This is a genomic window from Stenotrophomonas sp. ZAC14D2_NAIMI4_7, assembly GCF_003086675.1.
In the GTDB taxonomy this organism is placed as follows: Bacteria; Pseudomonadota; Gammaproteobacteria; order Xanthomonadales; family Xanthomonadaceae; genus Stenotrophomonas.
In genome coordinates this window covers 3885688-3902708 of sequence record NZ_CP025995.1, presented here as the reverse complement: position 1 = coordinate 3902708, position 17021 = coordinate 3885688, and the positions used below count along the sequence as shown (strand labels likewise).

Genomic DNA, 17021 nt, shown 5'->3' with positions numbered 1-17021 from the left:
CGCTGTGCCGGAACCGGCACTCAGCCTGTCGAAACCGGCGCCTGATCGTTGTCTTCGCCGATCCAGCCGCGCAGCAGCTGGCGGTGCTCGCGCGACAGGGTCAGGAAACGGAAACCGGCCCAGTGCTGGCCCGGCACGTGCGCCGGCTCGCTCCACAGCAGGTGCACGCCCACGTCGATCGTTTCATTGCGGCCATCGCCCAGCGCCAACGGGAAGCGCAGCTGGTACAGCGCATCCTCGCGCAGGCCAGTGCTGGCCAGCATCAGCATGCCGGTTTCGGAAACATTGCCCAGCCGGCCGATCACGGCGTCGCGCATCTGGTCGGTGACCGGCACCAGGTCGGCCACCTGCCGGCGCGGGGCGCGGCGGGTATCCACGTGCGGTTGCGTGCTCATGCCTTGGGCTCCGGGTTCAGGCGGCTGGCCAGCGAACGCAGCGCCGACAGGCTGGCCTGCCAGGCGCGGTCCACCAGACGGCCCTTTTCTTCGGTGACCAGCTGGGCCTGGCCGCCGGCCATCTGCCGCGCCAGCGTATCCAGCGTGGTTTCGCCGATCTTCTGGCCACGGGCGTTCACCAGCAGTACGTGCCCGGTCAGCAGGCTGTACCAGGACAGGCGCTGGCGCCGCTGTGCGCCTTCGCCCTGGTCGATGTCAAACCATGCGCCGAAGGGCAGCGTGACCAGCTGCTGGTAGCAGGCTTCCTCGCTGTCGCTGCGCGCGCCGCGCCCGGCCTCGGCCTGGCTGTCAGCGCTGCCGTCGTTCTGTTCGCCCAGGCGAGCACGGGCCTTCAGGCGCGCGCTCAGTTCCGTGCGCGAGGTGCTTTCGTCTTCGCCGCCCGGGGTCGCCAGGCGACGGGCCACGGCGGCCGCTTCGTCGGCGTGGTAGCCCACCTGCAGCAGCGCCGCTTCCACGTCGGCGGCCAGCGGCGCATCGGTCACGCCGGCGGCGCTGGCCGGTGCGGCCGTGACCGTGGCGATGCGCTCGGTCTGCTGCAGGCGCTCGCGCCATTGCGGCGAATCCTCACCGTGGCGCAGGCGGGTCAGGGTGAGAGCATCGGCCCAGGCCTGGCGCAGCAGGGTCTGCACGAAGCGCGGCGGCTGCGTGGCCTGGCACCAGTGGTCGATCTGGGTGGTGGCCTCGCGCCGGGCCAGTTCCAGTCGCTCCTTGCCCCGTGCGGCTTCCACGTGGCGGCGTTCGGCCAGTTCGGCGCGGTGCGCGGCGGCGCGCTGGTGCTGCTGGATGTCCTCGTTGGCGGCGGCAAACGCCTCCGGCGTGCGCGCATCCTGGCCCAGCAGGCCCTGCACGCTCTGCGCCAGCCGCTGCAGCAGCTGCGGGTCCACGTCGTCGTCGCCCAGCCAGCGTGCGCCGGCTTCGGCCACGGTGTTCAGCAGTTCGCGCGCCGGGTGTTCGTCGCGCACGAAGAAGGCCGGGTCGGCCATGGCCGCGCGGGCCAGCGGCACCTGCAGGCGCGCCAGCAGGGCCGCCGGTACCGGGTCGGGCCGTTGTTGCTGCTGCACCTGCTGCAACAGCAGCCGCAGCAGGTCCAGGTTGTCGCGGTCGTGCCCGGCCAGTTGCGCCTGCGCGCCATGTTCGCTGCGCAGTTGGGCCAGCAGGGCGCCCTGCAGGTCGGTCACGCTGGTGGCGGCGCTGGCCTGGCCCTGCAGGCGCGCCAGCACGGCATCCACCGCAGCGGTGGGCAGCGCGGCCGGTTCCAGTGCCAGCGGCTGCGGCGGCAGGCGGCGGGCCTGCTGCAGCAGTTCGTGCAGTACGGTGTTGGCCGGCACGGTCAGCCCGGCGGCGGCCGCGTCGGCGCCGGCGAAGGCGTCCTGCATCAGGTTCGACCACGAACCGGCCGGTGCCGAACCACCCCAGCCGGTCATCGGGGTCACCGTGCGCGGCGCAGGGCGCCCGCTGCGTTCGTAGCCGACCGAACGGGTGATCACCCGGCGGGTGGCCGACGAGCGGGCCAGGTAGGGGGTGTAGACCAGGCCGGGCAGCACGCCGTGCTGGGCCAGCAGCGCATTGGCGCGGTCCAGGGTATCGCCCAGCCGTTCCAGGCACTGCCGCTCGAAACTGCGGTACAGCGCCAGCTGCACCTCCATGCTCAGGCCATCGCGTTCAGCCAGGCGGCGCACCATCGCGCACAGCGCCTGCGGCGCCAGCGGCAGCGTTTCCGCATCGAAGGCCGGCGCGGCGGCCAGCACACCCATGCGCTGGCCCAGCAGGTTCAGCGCATTGGCCGAACGCAGGGTTTCCCTGCGCACCATTTCAACCAGCAGCAGGTCGCGGTCCACCTCGTGTTCGGCAACCAGCGACAGGCCCATCATGGCTGGCAGCGGTGGCGGCGTCGCCGGAGACGCGGGCGCGGCGGCCGGTTCGCGCAAGCGCACCAGTGCATCGGTCAGGGCATCGAGCATGCGCTCGCTGAAGTGCCCGGCGAAGGCGTGCAGTTGCCCGCGCTGGGCCAGCAGGTCGGCCTGCTGCTGCGGATTGCGCGCGTGGTCGGCGTCGTGCAGCAGGGTCTGTTCCAGCGCCTCCACCGTCAGGATCAACGGCGCGGTGAGGGTGTGGTGGCACAGGCCGATCAACGCGCCCAGCACCTCGCGTACCCGCGGTGGCAGGTCGGCGGCGGCCAGGCGCGCGGAGTCCGCGCTGGACAATGAAAAAACGGCAGACATCGACGAGGGGTTCCGGATTCCCGCGGATCGTTGCAGCAATCTACCGTGTCGGCAGGGCAGGGCGCCAGCCGCCGGGTATCGCCCGGAACCATCCAGGGCGTCCGATCAATCTTCCAGGAACAGACTCACCACATCGTTGGTGAAGCGCCGGCCCAGCTCGGTGGGCTGCACATGGCCGTCGGCCACCTGCAGCCAGCCGCGCTGCCGGGCCTGCGCCAGCGGCGCGTCCAGCACGGTGCGTGGCAGGCCGGTACGCGATTCGAAATCGCGCAGGCTGAAGCCTTCGTGCAGGCGCAGCAGGTTCAGCATGTACTCGAACGGCAGGCGCTCGGCAGCGATCACCTCGTCACCGCCGAACGAGGCCGGGCTGCCGGCGCTGTCCAGGTACGCTTGCGGGTGCTTGACCTTCCAGCGCCGCAGCACGTGTTCTTCGGCACCGGAACTGATCTTGCCGTGCGCGCCGGCGCCGATGCCCAGGTAATCGCCGAAGCGCCAGTAGTTCAGGTTGTGCGCGCTCTGCCGGCCGGGGCGGGCATAGGCGCTGACCTCGTACTGGCCGTAACCGGCCTGGGCCAGCAAGGCCTGGCAGTGTTCCTGCATGTCCCAGGCGTTGTCTTCATCGGGAATGCCCTGCGGCGGCCGCGCGAAGAACACGGTGTTCGGTTCCAGGGTCAACTGGTAGTGCGAGATGTGCGCCGGCTGCAGCGCGAAGGCGCGTTCCAGGTCGGCCTCGGCACCGGCCAGGGTCTGTTCCGGCAGGGCGTACATCAGGTCGATGTTGAAGTTGTCGTAGCCCGCGTCCTGGGCCATCTTCACCGCGCGCTCGGCCTCGCCGCTGTCGTGGATGCGGCCCAGTCGCTTCAGCGCGGCATCGTCGAAACTCTGGATGCCGAAGCTGAGGCGGTTCACGCCTGCCGCGCGGTAGCGGTCGAAGCGCCCGTGTTCGGCGGTGCCCGGGTTGGTTTCCAGAGTGATTTCGGCATTGGGCGCGAAGCGCAGGCGCGCGCTGGCCTGCTGCAGGAAGCGGTCGATGGCATCGGGTGGGAACAGGCTGGGCGTACCGCCGCCGAAGAACACGCTGTGCACCACCCGGCCCCAGACCAGCGGCAGATCCTGGTCCAGGTCGCGCAGCAGGGCGTCGATGTAGGCCTCGAACGGCAGCTCACCCTTGGCCTGGTGCGAGTTGAAATCGCAGTACGGGCATTTGCGCACGCACCAGGGCAGGTGCACGTACAGCGACAGCGGCGGCGGCACCAGCCGCACCGGTGCAGGGTGGCCGTGGTCGCCGTCGCAGGCTTCGCCGGGCAGGTGGTTGCAGTGATCGTGGGCGTGGGACATGACGGCAGAACTACGTGCGGGTGTGGGTCAGAGCGCGGCAGCCAGCTGCAGCTTCAGCTGCTGCAGGGCCAGTGCGCGGTGGCTGATCGCGTTCTTCAGCGCCGGCTCCATTTCCGCGGCGGTCAGGCCGTGGGCGGTATCCAGGAACACCGGGTTGTAGCCAAAGCCATTGGTGCCGCGCAGCTCGCGGATGATCTGCCCTTCCCAGCGGCCTTCGCAGATCAGCGGCTGCGGGTCGGTGGCGTGGCGCAGCAGCACGATCACCGCATAGAAACGCGCGCTGCGCTGGCCATCGGGCACGTCGGCCATGGCCTGCAGCAGCTTGGCATTGTTGGCCGCCGCGTTGGTCGGGTGGCCGGCATAGCGCGCGCTGTACAGGCCGGGCGCACCGCCCAGGGCATCGACGATGAGGCCTGAATCATCGGCCAGCGCCGGCAGGCCGGTGGCCTCGCAGGCCGCGCGCGCTTTCAGCAGCGCGTTCTCGACGAAGGTCAGGCCGGTTTCGTCCACATCGCCCAGGCCGAGCTCGGCCGCCGAGGTGATCTGCAGCGGCAGGTCGGCCAGGATTTCCTGCATTTCCACCAGTTTGCCGGCGTTGTGGCTGGCAAGCACGAGCGTCTTCATGCGCGGGGCTCCAGCAGGTCCCAGGTGTTGCCGTACAGGTCGCGGAACACCGCAACGGTGGCATAGGGTTCTTCGCGCGGGGCTTCCAGGAATTCCACCCCGGCGGCCAGCATGGCGGCGTGGTCGCGGCGGAAATCATCGGTGTTCAGGAAGAAGCCGACGCGGCCGCCGGTCTGGTTGCCGATGCGGCTGCGCTGCTCCTCGTTGCTGGCGCGGGCCAGCAGCAGGGCGGCGGCGCTGCCGTCGGTCGGGCCGACCACCACCCAGCGCTTGCTGCCCTGGTCGATGTCCTCAAGCAGGGCAAAGCCCAGCTTGCCGGTGTACCAGGCAATGGCTTGGTCGTAGTCGGCCACCACCAGGGTGGTCAGGGCGATGCGACGGTTCATGCCGACAGCGCCGCCTGCTGCGCGGCCAGCAGTTCGCCCACGCCCTTTTCGGCCAGGCCCAGCAGCGCATCCAGTTCATCGCGGCGGAAGGCATGGCCTTCGGCGGTGCCCTGCAGTTCGATGAAGCCGCCGCCATCGTTCATGACCACGTTCATGTCGGTGTCGCAGTCGCTGTCTTCGGCGTAATCCAGGTCCAGCACCGGGGTGCCGCGGTACACGCCCACCGACACGGCAGCCACCGCGCCCAGGATCGGGTTGCGCTTGATGTCGCCGCGCTTCATCAGCACGTTCACCGCGTCGACCAGGGCCACGTAGGCGCCGGTGATGGCCGCGGTGCGGGTGCCACCGTCGGCCTGCAGCACGTCGCAGTCCAGGGTGATGGTGCGTTCGCCCAGCGCGTTGCGGTCCACGCAGGCACGCAGGCTGCGGCCGATCAGGCGCTGGATCTCCAGCGTACGGCCGCCCTGCTTGCCACGCGCGGCTTCACGGTCGCTGCGGGTGTGGGTGGCGCGCGGCAGCATGCCGTATTCGGCAGTCACCCAGCCTTCGCCCTTGCCGCGCAGGAAGCCGGGTACACGGTTTTCCACGCTGGCGGTGCACAGCACGCGGGTTTCACCGAAGCAGACCAGCACCGAGCCTTCGGCGTGGCGGGTGAAGCCGCGTTGGATGACGACCGGACGGAGCTGGTCGGGCTGGCGGCCACTGGGGCGGGCATCGGACATGGTGCGAATTCCCTGGAGGGTAAGACAGGCAGGTACGCCGCCATGCCCGCACCCGTCAGGGGCAGGCAGGGAGGCTCGAATAGGGCCGCTAGGGTACCATTCCCCCTTTGAGAGCATCGGAAACGCTGATGATTCGAAGCATGACGGCCTATGCCGGTGGCGAGCGCGCCACGGCCTGGGGCACGCTGGGCTGCGAGCTGCGCTCGGTCAACCACCGCTTCCTGGAAGTGGGCACCCGCCTGCCCGAGGAACTGCGTGCGCTGGAACCGCAGCTGCGCGAACGCATCGCCGCGCGCCTGAGCCGCGGCAAGCTGGACCTGGTGATGCGCCTGCGCGCACCGGAAGCCGCCGCCAGCCTGCAGGTGAACGAAGCGCTGCTGGGCCAACTGGGCCAGCTGGCGCACCGCCTCACCTCGGATTTCCCCAACTTGCAGGTCAGCTTCACCGAGCTGCTGCAGCTGCCGGGCGTGACCCAGGGCGAGGCCACCGATGCCGCCGCCCTGCAGGTGGAAGCGCTGGCCCTGCTGGAGCAGGTACTGGACGGCTTCGTGGCCGCCCGTGAGCGCGAAGGCGACAAGCTGGCCACCGCCATCGCCGAGCGCGTGGACGCGATCGAGCGCATCGCCGCCGAAGTGCGCACGCTCATTCCGGCCATTCGCGACGGGCAGCGCGCCAAGCTCGCCGCCCGCCTGGCCGACCTGCCGCACCCGGTCGACCCCGGCCGCGCCGAGCAGGAACTGGTCATGTGGCTGCAGAAGCTGGACGTGGATGAAGAGCTGGACCGGCTGGGCAGCCACATCGTGGAAATCCGCCGCGTGCTGAAGCAGCGCGAGCCGGTCGGCCGCCGCCTGGATTTCCTGCTGCAGGAATTCAACCGCGAAGCCAACACCCTGGGTTCCAAGTCGGTGGACAGCCGCACCTCCAACGCAGCGGTGGAACTGAAGGTGCTGATCGACCAGATCCGCGAACAGGTGCAGAACATCGAATGACCAGCCAGCCCACCCCCATCGGTGCGCCCGCGCGCGGCACCCTGTACATCGTGGCCGCGCCGTCCGGCGCCGGCAAAAGCAGCATCGTCAACGCCACCCTGGCGCGCGACCCGCAGATCGCGCTGTCGATCTCCTTCACCTCGCGCGCCATGCGCCCGGGCGAAGTGAACGGTGAGCACTACCACTTCGTCAGCGCGGAGAAGTTCGAGGAAATGATCGCCGCCGGCGATTTCTTCGAACACGCCTGGGTCCACGGCGACTGGAAGGGCACCGCCCGGCAGTCGGTGGAACCGCAGCTGGCCGCCGGCCAGGACGTGCTGCTGGAGATTGACTGGCAGGGCGCCCAGCAGGTGCGCCAGCTGGTGCCCGGCACGGTAACGGTGTTCATCCTGCCGCCGTCCAAGCAGGCCCTGCAGGACCGCATGCGCAAGCGCGGCCAGGACAGCGAGGCGGTGATCGCCCAGCGGCTGGGTGCGGCGCGCGAGGAAATGCTGCACTTCAACGACTTCGACTACGTGATCGTGAACGAAGTCTTCGATACCGCGGTGAACGAGCTGTGCGCCATCTTCACTGCCAGCCGCCTGCGCCGTGAAGCCCAGAAGGTCCGCCACGCCGGCCTGATCCAGGCCCTGCTGACCCCGGATTCGGGCGCAACTGACTGATTCCAAAAGGCTCCGCCAGGGGTTGGCTTGATTTTGTCCAGCCCCTGGCCGTACACTCCGTCCCCTTTCCCTCATTCGACTGAGCGGCCGACCGGTCGCCGGGAGCCCGTATGGCCCGCATTACCGTAGAAGATTGCCTGGAAGTCGTTAACAACCGTTTCGACCTGGTCATGATGGCCTCCAAGCGCGCCCGCCAGCTCGCCAATGGCGTGCAGGCCACGCTGGACAACAGCGAAACCGAAGACAAGCCGACCGTGCTGGCGCTGCGTGAAATCGCTGCCCGCAAGATCGACAACGCGCTGATCGACGAAGTCGAGAAGGCCGAGCGCGAGCGTGCCGAGCGCGAAGCGCTGGAATGGGCCGCCGCCGAAGTGGTTGCCGACGAAGACATGTCCAAGAACGACGATTGATCGCATCGATCAAGGTCATTGCTGGACAGCCGAACAGCCCGCCCCGTGCGGGCTGTTTCGCATTCAGGGTTTGCCGTAAACGTCGCGCTGGAATAGGCTTCGGGCATGAACCCAGGCCCCACTGCCAAGGTAGCCGCGCCCACCGCCGCGGCCGTACCTGATTACGTCCTCCAGCTTGAACGTGCCGCCCACTACCTGCCCCCCGAGCAGCTGCCACTGCTGCGCCGGGCCTGGGAAGTCGGTGCGTCGGCACATGCTGGGCAGACGCGCAAGTCGGGCGAACCCTACATCACCCACCCGGTGGCCGTAGCGCAGGTGCTGGCCGAGCTGGGCCTGGATGTGGAAGCGCTGATCGCTGCGATCCTGCACGACACCATCGAAGACACCCCGCTGACCCGCGAGGAACTGGCCGCCGAGTTCGGCGAAGCCGTGGCCGAGCTGGTCGACGGCGTGACCAAGCTGGACAAGCTGAAGTTCCGCGACCGCCAGGAGGCGGCCGCCGAAAGCTTCCGCAAGATGCTGCTGGCGATGTCGCGCGACCTGCGCGTGATCATGATCAAGCTGGCCGACCGCCTGCACAACATGCGCACGCTGGGCGCGCAGAGCCGCGAAGCGCGCGGCCGCATCGCCCGCGAAACGCTGGAAATCTACGCGCCCATCGCCCAGCGCCTGGGCATGAGCCTGGTCAAGAGCGAACTGCAGAATCTGGGCTTCAAGGCGCTGTACCCGTGGCGCCACGCGATCATCGAAAAACACATCCGCAGCCAGCCGGTGGTGCGCCGCGAGGCCATGGCGCAGGTGGAAGTGCAGCTGTCGCAGCGGCTGGCCAAAGAAGGCCTGGAACACCGCCTGGTCAGCCGCATCAAGACCCCGTGGAGCATCTACAACAAGATGCGCGACGAGAACAAATCCTTCGACCAGGTAATGGATGTGTTCGGCTTCCGCCTGGTCGTGCGCAGCGTGCCCAGTTGCTACCACTCGCTGGGCGCGGTGCACGCCACCTTCAAGCCGCTGGACGGGCGCTTCCGCGATTTCATCGCCATTCCCAAGGCCAACGGCTACCAGTCGCTGCACACCGTGCTGTTCGGCCCCTACGGTTCGCCCATCGAAGTGCAGATCCGCACCGAGGAAATGGACCTGATCGCCGAACGCGGCGTGGCCGCGCACTGGACCTACAAGTTCGGCGGCGACACCCCCAACAGCGCGCAGAGCCGGGCCCATGCCTGGATCGTGGAACTGATCGATTCGCAGCGCGCCGCCGGTTCGTCGCTGGAATTCCTCGACAACGTGAAGGTCGACCTGTTCCCGGACGAGGTGTACCTGTTCACCCCGAAGGGCAAGATCCTGGCCCTGCCGCGCAACGCCACCGCGCTCGATTTCGCCTACGCCGTGCATACCGACGTGGGCAACATGGCCGTGGCCTCGCGCGTGGACAAGAAGCTGGTGCCGCTGCGCACCAAGCTGGTGTCGGGCCAGTCGGTGGAAATCATCACCGCGCGTTCGGCCACGCCCAAGCCGCAGTGGCTGGAATTCGTGGTGACCAGCAAGGCGCGCACCGCCATCCGCCACCAGCTGAAACAGCTGGAACACGAAGACGCCGTGCAGCTGGGCCATCGCATGCTGGACCGCGCGCTGGAAGCAATGGATTCGTCGCTGGAACGCCTGCCCAAGGGCCGTCTGGACGCCTTCCTGGCCGAGCACCGCTACCCGCGCCTGGAAGCGCTGCTGGCCGAAGTGGCACTGGGCAACTGGATGCCAACCCAGGCCGCGCAGGCGCTGATGTCCTACGCCGAACTGCGTGGCGGCCCGCGGCACCATTCGCAGGAAAAGATCCTGATCAACGGCAGCGAGCGCGGCGTGGTCACCTTCGCCGGCTGCTGCCAGCCGATTCCCGGCGACGAGATCATGGGCTACCACACCGCCGGCAAGGGCATCGTCGTGCACCGCATGGATTGCCCGAACCTGGCCGAGCTGCGCAAATCGCCCGAGCGCTGGGTGCCGATCGGCTGGGACACCACCGTGTCCGGCGATTACGACACCGCGCTGGTGGTCGAAGTGGAGAACGGCACCGGCGTGCTGGCGCAATTGGCCGCCGCGATCGCCCAGAGCCACTCCAACATCGAACGGGTGGACTACCTGGACCGCGACTTCAACGCCGCCGTGCTGGCGTTCAACATCCAGGTACGCGATCGCAACCACCTGGCCGAAGTGATGCGCCGCCTGCGCCGCCTGTCGGTGGTGCAGTCGGTACGCCGCCAGTAACGCAAACCCGGGGTCGGATCCTTCTCCAACGGAGAGGGCTCTGACCCCATGGCCGTGGATCCACGCCATGCGTGGATGCATCCCCACCCGGTACAATCACCGCTCTGTTTTCCCAAAGCACCGGAGCGACCATGTCCCGCCAGATCATCAACACCGAAAAGGCACCCGCCGCCATCGGCCCGTACTCGCAGGCCGTGCGCGCCGGCAACACCGTGTACTTCTCCGGCCAGATTCCGCTGGACCCGGCCACCGGTGACATCGTTGGTGCCGGCGATATCGAAGCGCAGGCCCGCCGCGCCTTCGACAACCTGAAGGCTGTGGCCGAAGCCGCCGGTGGTTCGCTGGACAAGGTCGTGCGTCTGGGCCTGTACCTGACCGACCTGGGCGAGTTCGCCAAGGTCAACGCGGTCATGCAGGACTACTTCCAGGCCCCGTTCCCGGCCCGTTCCACCATCGAAGTCTCGGGCCTGCCGAAGGGCGCCAACTTCGAGGTCGACGCGGTGATGGTCATCGACTGACCGCCACGTGGCACGCAAGGCGGCGGTCACCCCGGTACTGTCACCGTCCGGCGAAGCATCCCTGGCGATGCTGGCCGGCGTGGGCCCGGCCGTGGCCGCCAAACTGCAGGCGCGTGGCCTGGCCACTCTGCAGGATCTGTGGCTGCACCTGCCACTGCGCTATGAAGACCGTACCCGCCTGACCCTGATCGAAGACCTGCGCAACGGCGTGCCGGCGCAGGTGGACGTGCGCGTGGTGGCGGTCGAACGTGGCATGCGCCACCGGCCCATGCTGAAGGTGGCGGTCGAAGATGAAGGCCGCGGCACGCTGGTGCTGCGCTTCTTCCACTTCCGCCAGCAGCAGGTGGGCCAGTTCGCGGTGGGCAACCGGCTGCGCTGCTTCGGCACGCCCAAGCCAGGCCACCTGGGCCTGGAAATCGTCCACCCCAGCTACCAGGTGCTGGGCCGCCATGACGATCCGGATCTGGGCGATCGTCTGGACCCGGTCTATCCCACCGTGGAAGGCGTGGGGCCGATGACGATGCGCAAGCTGATCGGCCAGGCCCTGGACCGCCTTCCCGAGGAAGACACGCTGGAGTTGCTGCCCACTGGCTGGCTGGATGGCCTGGGGCTGCCCTCGCTGCGCAGTGCGCTGCTGACCGTGCACCGGCCGCCGCCGGATGCCGACCTGGCCGCGCTGGCCGCTGGCACCCACCCGGCCCAGCGCCGGCTGGCGATGGAAGAACTGCTGGCCCACCATCTCAGCCTGCGCCGCCAGCGCATTGCCCTGCAGGCCCACCACGCGCCGCCGCTGGCAGGCCCGGGCAAGCTGGCCAAGGCCCTGCTGAAGCAATTGCCGTTCGCCCTGACCGGCGCGCAGGCACGGGTGTTCAAGCAGATCCGCGAAGACCTGGCGCGGCCCAGCCCGATGCTGCGGCTGGTGCAGGGCGACGTCGGCTCTGGCAAAACCGTGGTGGCCGCGCTGGCCGCCATGCTGGCGGTGGAGCAGGGCAAGCAGGTCGCCCTGGCCGCGCCCACCGAGCTGCTGGCCGAACAGCACCTCAACAATCTGCGTGGCTGGCTTGAACCGCTGGGCGTGCGCGTCTGCTGGCTGGCCGGCAAGGTCACCGGCAAGGCACGCGCCAAGGTGATCGAGCAGGTGGCCAACGGCGAGGCGCAGGTAGTGGTCGGTACCCACGCACTGATGCAGGAAGCAGTGGTGTTCCAGGACCTGGCCCTGGCCATCGTCGATGAGCAGCACCGCTTCGGCGTGCACCAGCGGCTGGCCCTGCGTGACAAGGGTGCTGGCGCACACAGCGTGCCGCACCAGCTGGTGATGACCGCCACGCCCATTCCGCGCACGCTGGCGATGTCCGAATACGCGGACCTGGATGTCTCGGCCATCGACGAACTACCGCCCGGCCGCACCCCCGTGCAGACCGTGGCGCTGAACAACGATCGCCGCCCCGAACTGATCGAGCGCATCGCGCTGGCCTGCCAGGAAGGGCGCCAGGTGTACTGGGTCTGCACGCTCATCGAGGAAAGCGAAGAGCTGGATGCCACGCCGGCGCAGGCCACCTACGAATCGCTGCAGGCGCTGCTGCCCGGCGTGCGCGTGGGCCTGGTGCATGGCCGCCTGAAGGCTGCGGAAAAGCTGGCCACGATGGTTGCGTTCAAGGCCGGCGAGATCGATCTGCTGGTGGCTACAACGGTCATCGAAGTGGGCGTGGACGTACCCAATGCCTCGTTGATGGTGATCGAGAACGCCGAGCGGCTCGGCCTGGCCCAGCTGCACCAGCTGCGCGGTCGGGTGGGGCGTGGTTCGGCGGTATCGCGCTGCGTGCTGCTGTACCAGGCACCACTTTCGCAGATGGCGCGCGAGCGCCTGCAGACCATGCGCGAAACCAACGATGGCTTCGTCATCGCCGAAAAGGACCTGGAACTGCGCGGCCCCGGCGAGCTGCTGGGTACCCGGCAGACCGGCCTGGCCGGTTTCCGCATTGCCGACCTGGCCCGCGACGCCGGCCTGCTGCCGGGCGTACACGACCTGGCCGAACGCCTGCTGGCCCAGCAGCCGGCGCTGGCCGACCGCCTGGTCAACCGTTGGATCGGCACCGCAGTGCGCTACGCCTCGGCATAAGGGCCATGGGGTCAGATCCCTTCGCGCGGCAAAGGGCTCTGACCCCATGGCCCACGATGCCCATCCACGCATGGCGTGGATCTACCCGGTAGCGCCGGGCCATGCCCGGCGGCGTTGTAGAGCCAAGCCATGCTTGGCTGCCGTTTGCGTGGCGGGCGTGAGTCGAGCAGGGCTCGACTCTACAAAAAGCCCATCGACCCGGGGCGTGGATCATTGGGTCGGTGGCAGGCGGTGCGTGGTTCCAATAGCGGTGACCATCTCGCAAACGCCGGCGGACACGAGGCCCCCACGCACCACCCGCCATACGGCGCACGGACGGATTGCCTGCCGGACGCCACACGGGAATGAGCGCGCAACGCCGGCAGGCAAGCGTAAACAACAAGGTAGTCAAACGGCATTGGACGCCTGCCATCCATTGTCGATGGCGCCCCATGTTTTCCACGAAGACCCTGCCGCCTCAATGAGGAAAGATTGAAACCTCGAATTCCGTGCAAGCGCACGACATCCATTTCAAAGCAGGCATTTGCGACACATCGAATGGCTTCAGAACGGGGTCGGAGCCCGTTGCAAGGCAACGGGATCCGACCCCACTGCCGTTCCGACAGACGGCGTCCCCCGCAACCGGGCCCATCCCGCCATCCCACGGAATGCAGGCTTTTGACGTTGCTTCAGTCGAGCATGGCTCGACTCTACAGGGGGGCAGGGCGCAGCCCTGCCAGACACCCCCACCCCCATACTTGCAACGGTCATCAACCCGGTCCACACTTCGTTGCCGATCTGAAGACGGCAACGATGACCCACAAGATCCCGCTGTTGATCGACACCGACCCCGGTGTGGACGACGCCCTGGCCCTGCTGATGGCCTTCGCCGATGAACGGCACGACGTGGTCGCCCTGACCATCGCCGCCGGCAATGTCGGCCTCGACTACACCGTCCGCAACGCCCTCAAGCTCTGCGACATCGTCGGCCGCACCGACGTGCCGGTGTTCGCTGGCAGCCCCGATCCGCTGATCCACCCCTCGATGGACGCTGCCCACGTGCACGGCCGCGACGGTTATGGCGATGTCGACCTGCCGCCGCCGAGCCGCCAGGCCGAGGCCGAACACGCCGCGCTGGCCATCCTGCGCCTGTCGCATCAGTACGCCGGCGAGCTGATGCTGGTCATGCTCGGCCCGCTGACCAACCTCGCGCTGGCGCTGAAGCTGGACCCGACCCTGCCCCAGCGCATCAAGCGCATCGTGGTGATGGGCGGCGCGGTCACCCGCCACGGCAACATCACCCCGGCGGCCGAATTCAACATCGCCTTCGACCCGGAAGCGGCGCACGTGGTGTTCACCTCGTTCAAGCACCTGCTGGTGTCGGACTGGGAAGCCACCGTTGCCCACGGCCTGCCGCTGGAGCAGGCCGAGCAGTGGCTGCAGGCTGATTCCGACCGCGCGCGCTTCTACGAGCTGATTTCGCGCAAGACCCGCGCCCTGTCCGAAGACGCCAAGGGCGGCCGCTGGTACACCGCCGACGCGGTGGCCATGGCCTGGGCGCTGAACCCGGAAGGGCAGCTGCAGGTGGAATCGCGTCCGCTGAACGTGGAACTGAACGGCACGTTCAGCCGCGGCGCCACCATCGTCGACTGGAACCGCCAGACAGGCCAGCCCGACAACTGCGATCTGCTGATGGCCTACGACCAGGCCCGTTTCGAGGCTCTGGTACGCCAGGCCTTGGGCGCGGTCTGAGGTCAAGGCCCACGCACCGGTTGCCCCGAGCGGCAACCGGTGCTTATAATGCCGCTCTTGACCACCAGCCCATTTACGGTGTGAGCCCATGAAGGCCGATATCCATCCGAACTACCGCGACGTCGTCTTCGAAGACGTCACTTCCGATTTCAAGATCCTGACCCGCTCCACCATGGCGACCAAGGAAACCACCACCTGGACCGACGGTAATGAATACCCGCTGGTCAAGGTCGAAATTTCCTCGGCTTCGCACCCGTTCTACACGGGCAAGCACAAGGTGATCGACACCTCGGGCCGTATCGACAAGTTCCAGAAGCGCTACGCGCGCTGATCCGTCGATCCAGCTTCGAACCGACGGCCGCGCTTTGCGCGGCCGTTTGTTTTTGTCCGGCGCCCACCCAACGGGCGTTTGGAATGGCGGAACAGACCGTTCAGGGGATGGTGTCTTTGCCCATCAAGGCCGCTTGCCGGCAGGGTTGCCCCTGCCCGTCGTCTACGACTTCCGTCTAGCACCCGACAAATGCTGCTGTGCGATAATGACCTGATCCCCGGCACAGGCCGAGGACGTCATTCACGTGCCTGACCAATGCGCTTGGGCAGGCGCCTTCCCATGAAGGAGCGCACACAGTGTCCGATCTTGATCAGGTCACGCTCAACGCCGGCGACAAGTCGGTCGTTCTGCCCGTCATCAAACCCACCCTTGGCAACGACTGCGTCGACATTGCGAAGCTGACCAAGGAAACGGGGTATTTCACCTACGATTCCGGCTTCACCGCCACCGCCAGCTGCAAGTCCGCCATCACCTACATCGATGGCGACAAGGGCGTGCTGCTGTACCGCGGCTACCCGATCGAACAGCTGTCGGAAAAGTCGAGCTACGTCGAAGTGGCCTACCTGCTGATCAACGGCGAGCGCCCGAGCGCCGAGCAGCTGAAGGCCTTCACCGACGAGCTGGCTGCCGAAGCCAACGTCGATGACTCGATCAATACCCTGATCGGCAGCTTCGCCAAGGATGCCCATCCGATGGCCATCCTGACCGCCGCCATCGCGCAGCTGTCGGGCATCTATCACGCTTCGCTGGACCTGTCCGACGCCGAACAGCGCCGCCAGGCCGCCGTGCGCCTGATCGCCAAGGTGCCGACCCTGTCGGCGCTGATCTACCGCCACGGCAAGGGCCTGCCGGCCAACAAGCCGGACACCTCGCTGGATTACGTCAGCCGCTTCCTGAAGCAGACCTTCGAGTCGGCTGACGGCCAGTACGATCTGAACCCGGACGTGGTCAAGGCGCTGGACCTGCTGTTCATCCTGCACGCCGACCACGAGCAGAACGCCTCGACCTCGACCGTGCGCCTGGTCGGTTCGACCGGTGCCAACCCGTACGCGTCGGTCGCCGCTGGCGTCACCGCGCTGTGGGGTCCGGCCCACGGCGGTGCCAACGAAGCCGTGCTGAAGATGCTGGAAGAGATCGGCACCGCCGACAACGTCGAGTCCGCCGTGGTCAAGGCCAAGGACAAGACCTCCGGCTTCCGCCTGATGGGCTTCGGCCACCGCGTGTACAAGAACTTCGACCCGCGCGCCAAGGTCATCGGTGAGATGACCGGCAAGGTGCTGAAGCAGCTGGGCGTGCAGGATCCGCTGCTGGACGTGGCCGTGAAGCTGGAACAGGCCGCGCTGCAGGACGAGTACTTCGTCGCCCGCAAGCTGTACCCGAACGTCGATTTCTACAGCGGCATCATCTACAAGGCGCTGCAGATCCCGACCGAAATGTTCACCGTCATGTTCGCCCTGGGCCGTACCTCCGGCTGGGTGTCGCATTGGCTGGAACAGCAGGTCGACCCGGAAATGAAGATCGGCCGTCCGCGCCAGGTCTACACCGGCAGCGACGTGCGCGACTACCAGGGCTGACCGCCCGGCGTAGTTGTGCTGAAGGCGCCCCGCATCCGCGGGGCGTTTTTTTTTGCTCGCGCGTCGGGCCATGCATGGCGGCGGAACACGGTTTTCACGCGTTTTCGGACAAATTGCATGGGCATCACGGTTGCCGCGGTACAAGCTGATTGCGTCATAGGACATCCCATTTACCCCCAGGAGCTCCCCATGAAGCATCTGCTCACGATCGCCCTGATCGCCGCCCCGCTGGTTGCTGCCATCGCTCCCGCGCAGGCCCAGTACACCGGCCCGGGCGCCACCAGCGCCGTTACCACGGTTGCCGAGGCCCGCAGCCAGCGCGACGACCAGCCTGTTGTGCTGCAAGGCAAACTGATCGCCAAGGTCGGGCACGAACGCTACCGCTTCAAGGACGCCAGCGGCGAAATTGAAGTCGAGATCGACGATGACGACCTGCCCAACCACCAGGCCATTGGTGCCGACACTCTGGTCGAACTGCACGGTGAAGTGGACACGCACCGCTTCAAGCCGACCGACATCGACGTCGAGATCGTCCGTATCGTCGGCGCACGCTGAATCTGCAACGTGGCCGAGAACGCCCCGCATCCGCGGGGCGTTTTTTCTGCGCGCGCCTGGCCGGTGCCAACCAAGGTGGGGCGCTACAAGGGCCCGCTGTTGGTAGTTGCCAACCTTGGTTGG

16 protein-coding genes are annotated in these 17021 nt (G+C 67.7%); 10 read left to right on the top strand and 6 right to left on the bottom strand.

Features of this window, described 5'->3' with window-relative positions:
* Positions 1-20 precede the first annotated feature (20 nt).
* The 6 genes from C1922_RS17770 to rph all read right to left on the bottom strand — a co-directional run bounded on the left by C1922_RS17770 (position 21) and on the right by rph (position 5747).
* The gene (locus tag C1922_RS17770; RefSeq protein WP_108750983.1) at positions 21-395 is read right to left on the bottom strand and encodes a PilZ domain-containing protein; all 375 of its coding nucleotides are present in this window, start codon (positions 393-395) and stop codon (positions 21-23) included.
* Positions 392-2677 (bottom strand): DUF1631 family protein, encoded by a 2286-nt coding sequence (locus C1922_RS17765; RefSeq protein WP_108750982.1) that lies wholly within the window; start codon positions 2675-2677, stop codon positions 392-394. The genes C1922_RS17770 and C1922_RS17765 overlap by 4 nt, the downstream gene beginning before the upstream one ends.
* Positions 2678-2782: 105 nt before the next feature.
* Positions 2783-4015, bottom strand: coding sequence for a radical SAM family heme chaperone HemW (hemW, locus tag C1922_RS17760; protein WP_199912196.1), 1233 nt, complete (start codon positions 4013-4015; stop codon positions 2783-2785).
* A gap of 27 nt (positions 4016-4042) precedes the next feature.
* Positions 4043-4639 (bottom strand): RdgB/HAM1 family non-canonical purine NTP pyrophosphatase, encoded by a 597-nt coding sequence (gene rdgB, locus C1922_RS17755; RefSeq protein ID WP_108750981.1) that lies wholly within the window; start codon positions 4637-4639, stop codon positions 4043-4045.
* Positions 4636-5025, bottom strand: a complete 390-nt coding sequence (locus C1922_RS17750) for a VOC family protein (protein WP_108750980.1) — start codon at positions 5023-5025, stop codon at positions 4636-4638. The genes rdgB and C1922_RS17750 overlap by 4 nt, the downstream gene beginning before the upstream one ends.
* A complete protein-coding gene (rph, locus tag C1922_RS17745; protein WP_108750979.1) occupies positions 5022-5747 on the bottom strand; it encodes a ribonuclease PH in 726 nt (241 codons plus the stop codon). The genes C1922_RS17750 and rph overlap by 4 nt, the downstream gene beginning before the upstream one ends.
* Positions 5748-5875: 128 nt before the next feature.
* Between rph and C1922_RS17740 the strand changes: the two genes are divergently transcribed.
* The 10 genes from C1922_RS17740 to C1922_RS17695 all read left to right on the top strand — a co-directional run bounded on the left by C1922_RS17740 (position 5876) and on the right by C1922_RS17695 (position 16898).
* Entirely contained in the window at positions 5876-6736 is an 861-nt protein-coding gene (locus C1922_RS17740) for a YicC/YloC family endoribonuclease (protein ID WP_108750978.1), read from the top strand.
* Positions 6733-7398: a guanylate kinase gene (gene gmk / locus C1922_RS17735; RefSeq protein ID WP_108750977.1), complete on the top strand. Its 666-nt coding sequence runs from the start codon at positions 6733-6735 to the stop codon at positions 7396-7398. The genes C1922_RS17740 and gmk overlap by 4 nt, the downstream gene beginning before the upstream one ends.
* A gap of 110 nt (positions 7399-7508) precedes the next feature.
* Positions 7509-7808: a DNA-directed RNA polymerase subunit omega gene (gene rpoZ, locus C1922_RS17730; RefSeq protein WP_108750976.1), complete on the top strand. Its 300-nt coding sequence runs from the start codon at positions 7509-7511 to the stop codon at positions 7806-7808.
* Between the two features lie 105 nt (positions 7809-7913).
* Complete coding sequence (locus tag C1922_RS17725; protein ID WP_108750975.1) at positions 7914-10070, top strand: bifunctional (p)ppGpp synthetase/guanosine-3',5'-bis(diphosphate) 3'-pyrophosphohydrolase; 2157 nt, start codon at positions 7914-7916, stop codon at positions 10068-10070.
* Positions 10071-10201: 131 nt separating this feature from the next.
* The gene (locus C1922_RS17720) at positions 10202-10588 is read left to right on the top strand and encodes a RidA family protein (RefSeq protein WP_108750974.1); all 387 of its coding nucleotides are present in this window, start codon (positions 10202-10204) and stop codon (positions 10586-10588) included.
* Between the two features lie 7 nt (positions 10589-10595).
* Positions 10596-12707 (top strand): ATP-dependent DNA helicase RecG, encoded by a 2112-nt coding sequence (gene recG / locus C1922_RS17715; RefSeq protein ID WP_108750973.1) that lies wholly within the window; start codon positions 10596-10598, stop codon positions 12705-12707.
* A 792-nt stretch (positions 12708-13499) separates the two neighbouring features.
* Positions 13500-14438: a nucleoside hydrolase gene (locus C1922_RS17710; RefSeq protein ID WP_108750972.1), complete on the top strand. Its 939-nt coding sequence runs from the start codon at positions 13500-13502 to the stop codon at positions 14436-14438.
* A gap of 88 nt (positions 14439-14526) precedes the next feature.
* Positions 14527-14769: a type B 50S ribosomal protein L31 gene (locus tag C1922_RS17705; protein ID WP_079223041.1), complete on the top strand. Its 243-nt coding sequence runs from the start codon at positions 14527-14529 to the stop codon at positions 14767-14769.
* A 296-nt stretch (positions 14770-15065) separates the two neighbouring features.
* The gene (locus tag C1922_RS17700; RefSeq protein ID WP_108750971.1) at positions 15066-16343 is read left to right on the top strand and encodes a citrate synthase; all 1278 of its coding nucleotides are present in this window, start codon (positions 15066-15068) and stop codon (positions 16341-16343) included.
* A 189-nt stretch (positions 16344-16532) separates the two neighbouring features.
* A complete protein-coding gene (locus C1922_RS17695) occupies positions 16533-16898 on the top strand; it encodes a NirD/YgiW/YdeI family stress tolerance protein (protein WP_108750970.1) in 366 nt (121 codons plus the stop codon).
* Positions 16899-17021: the final 123 nt, after the last annotated feature.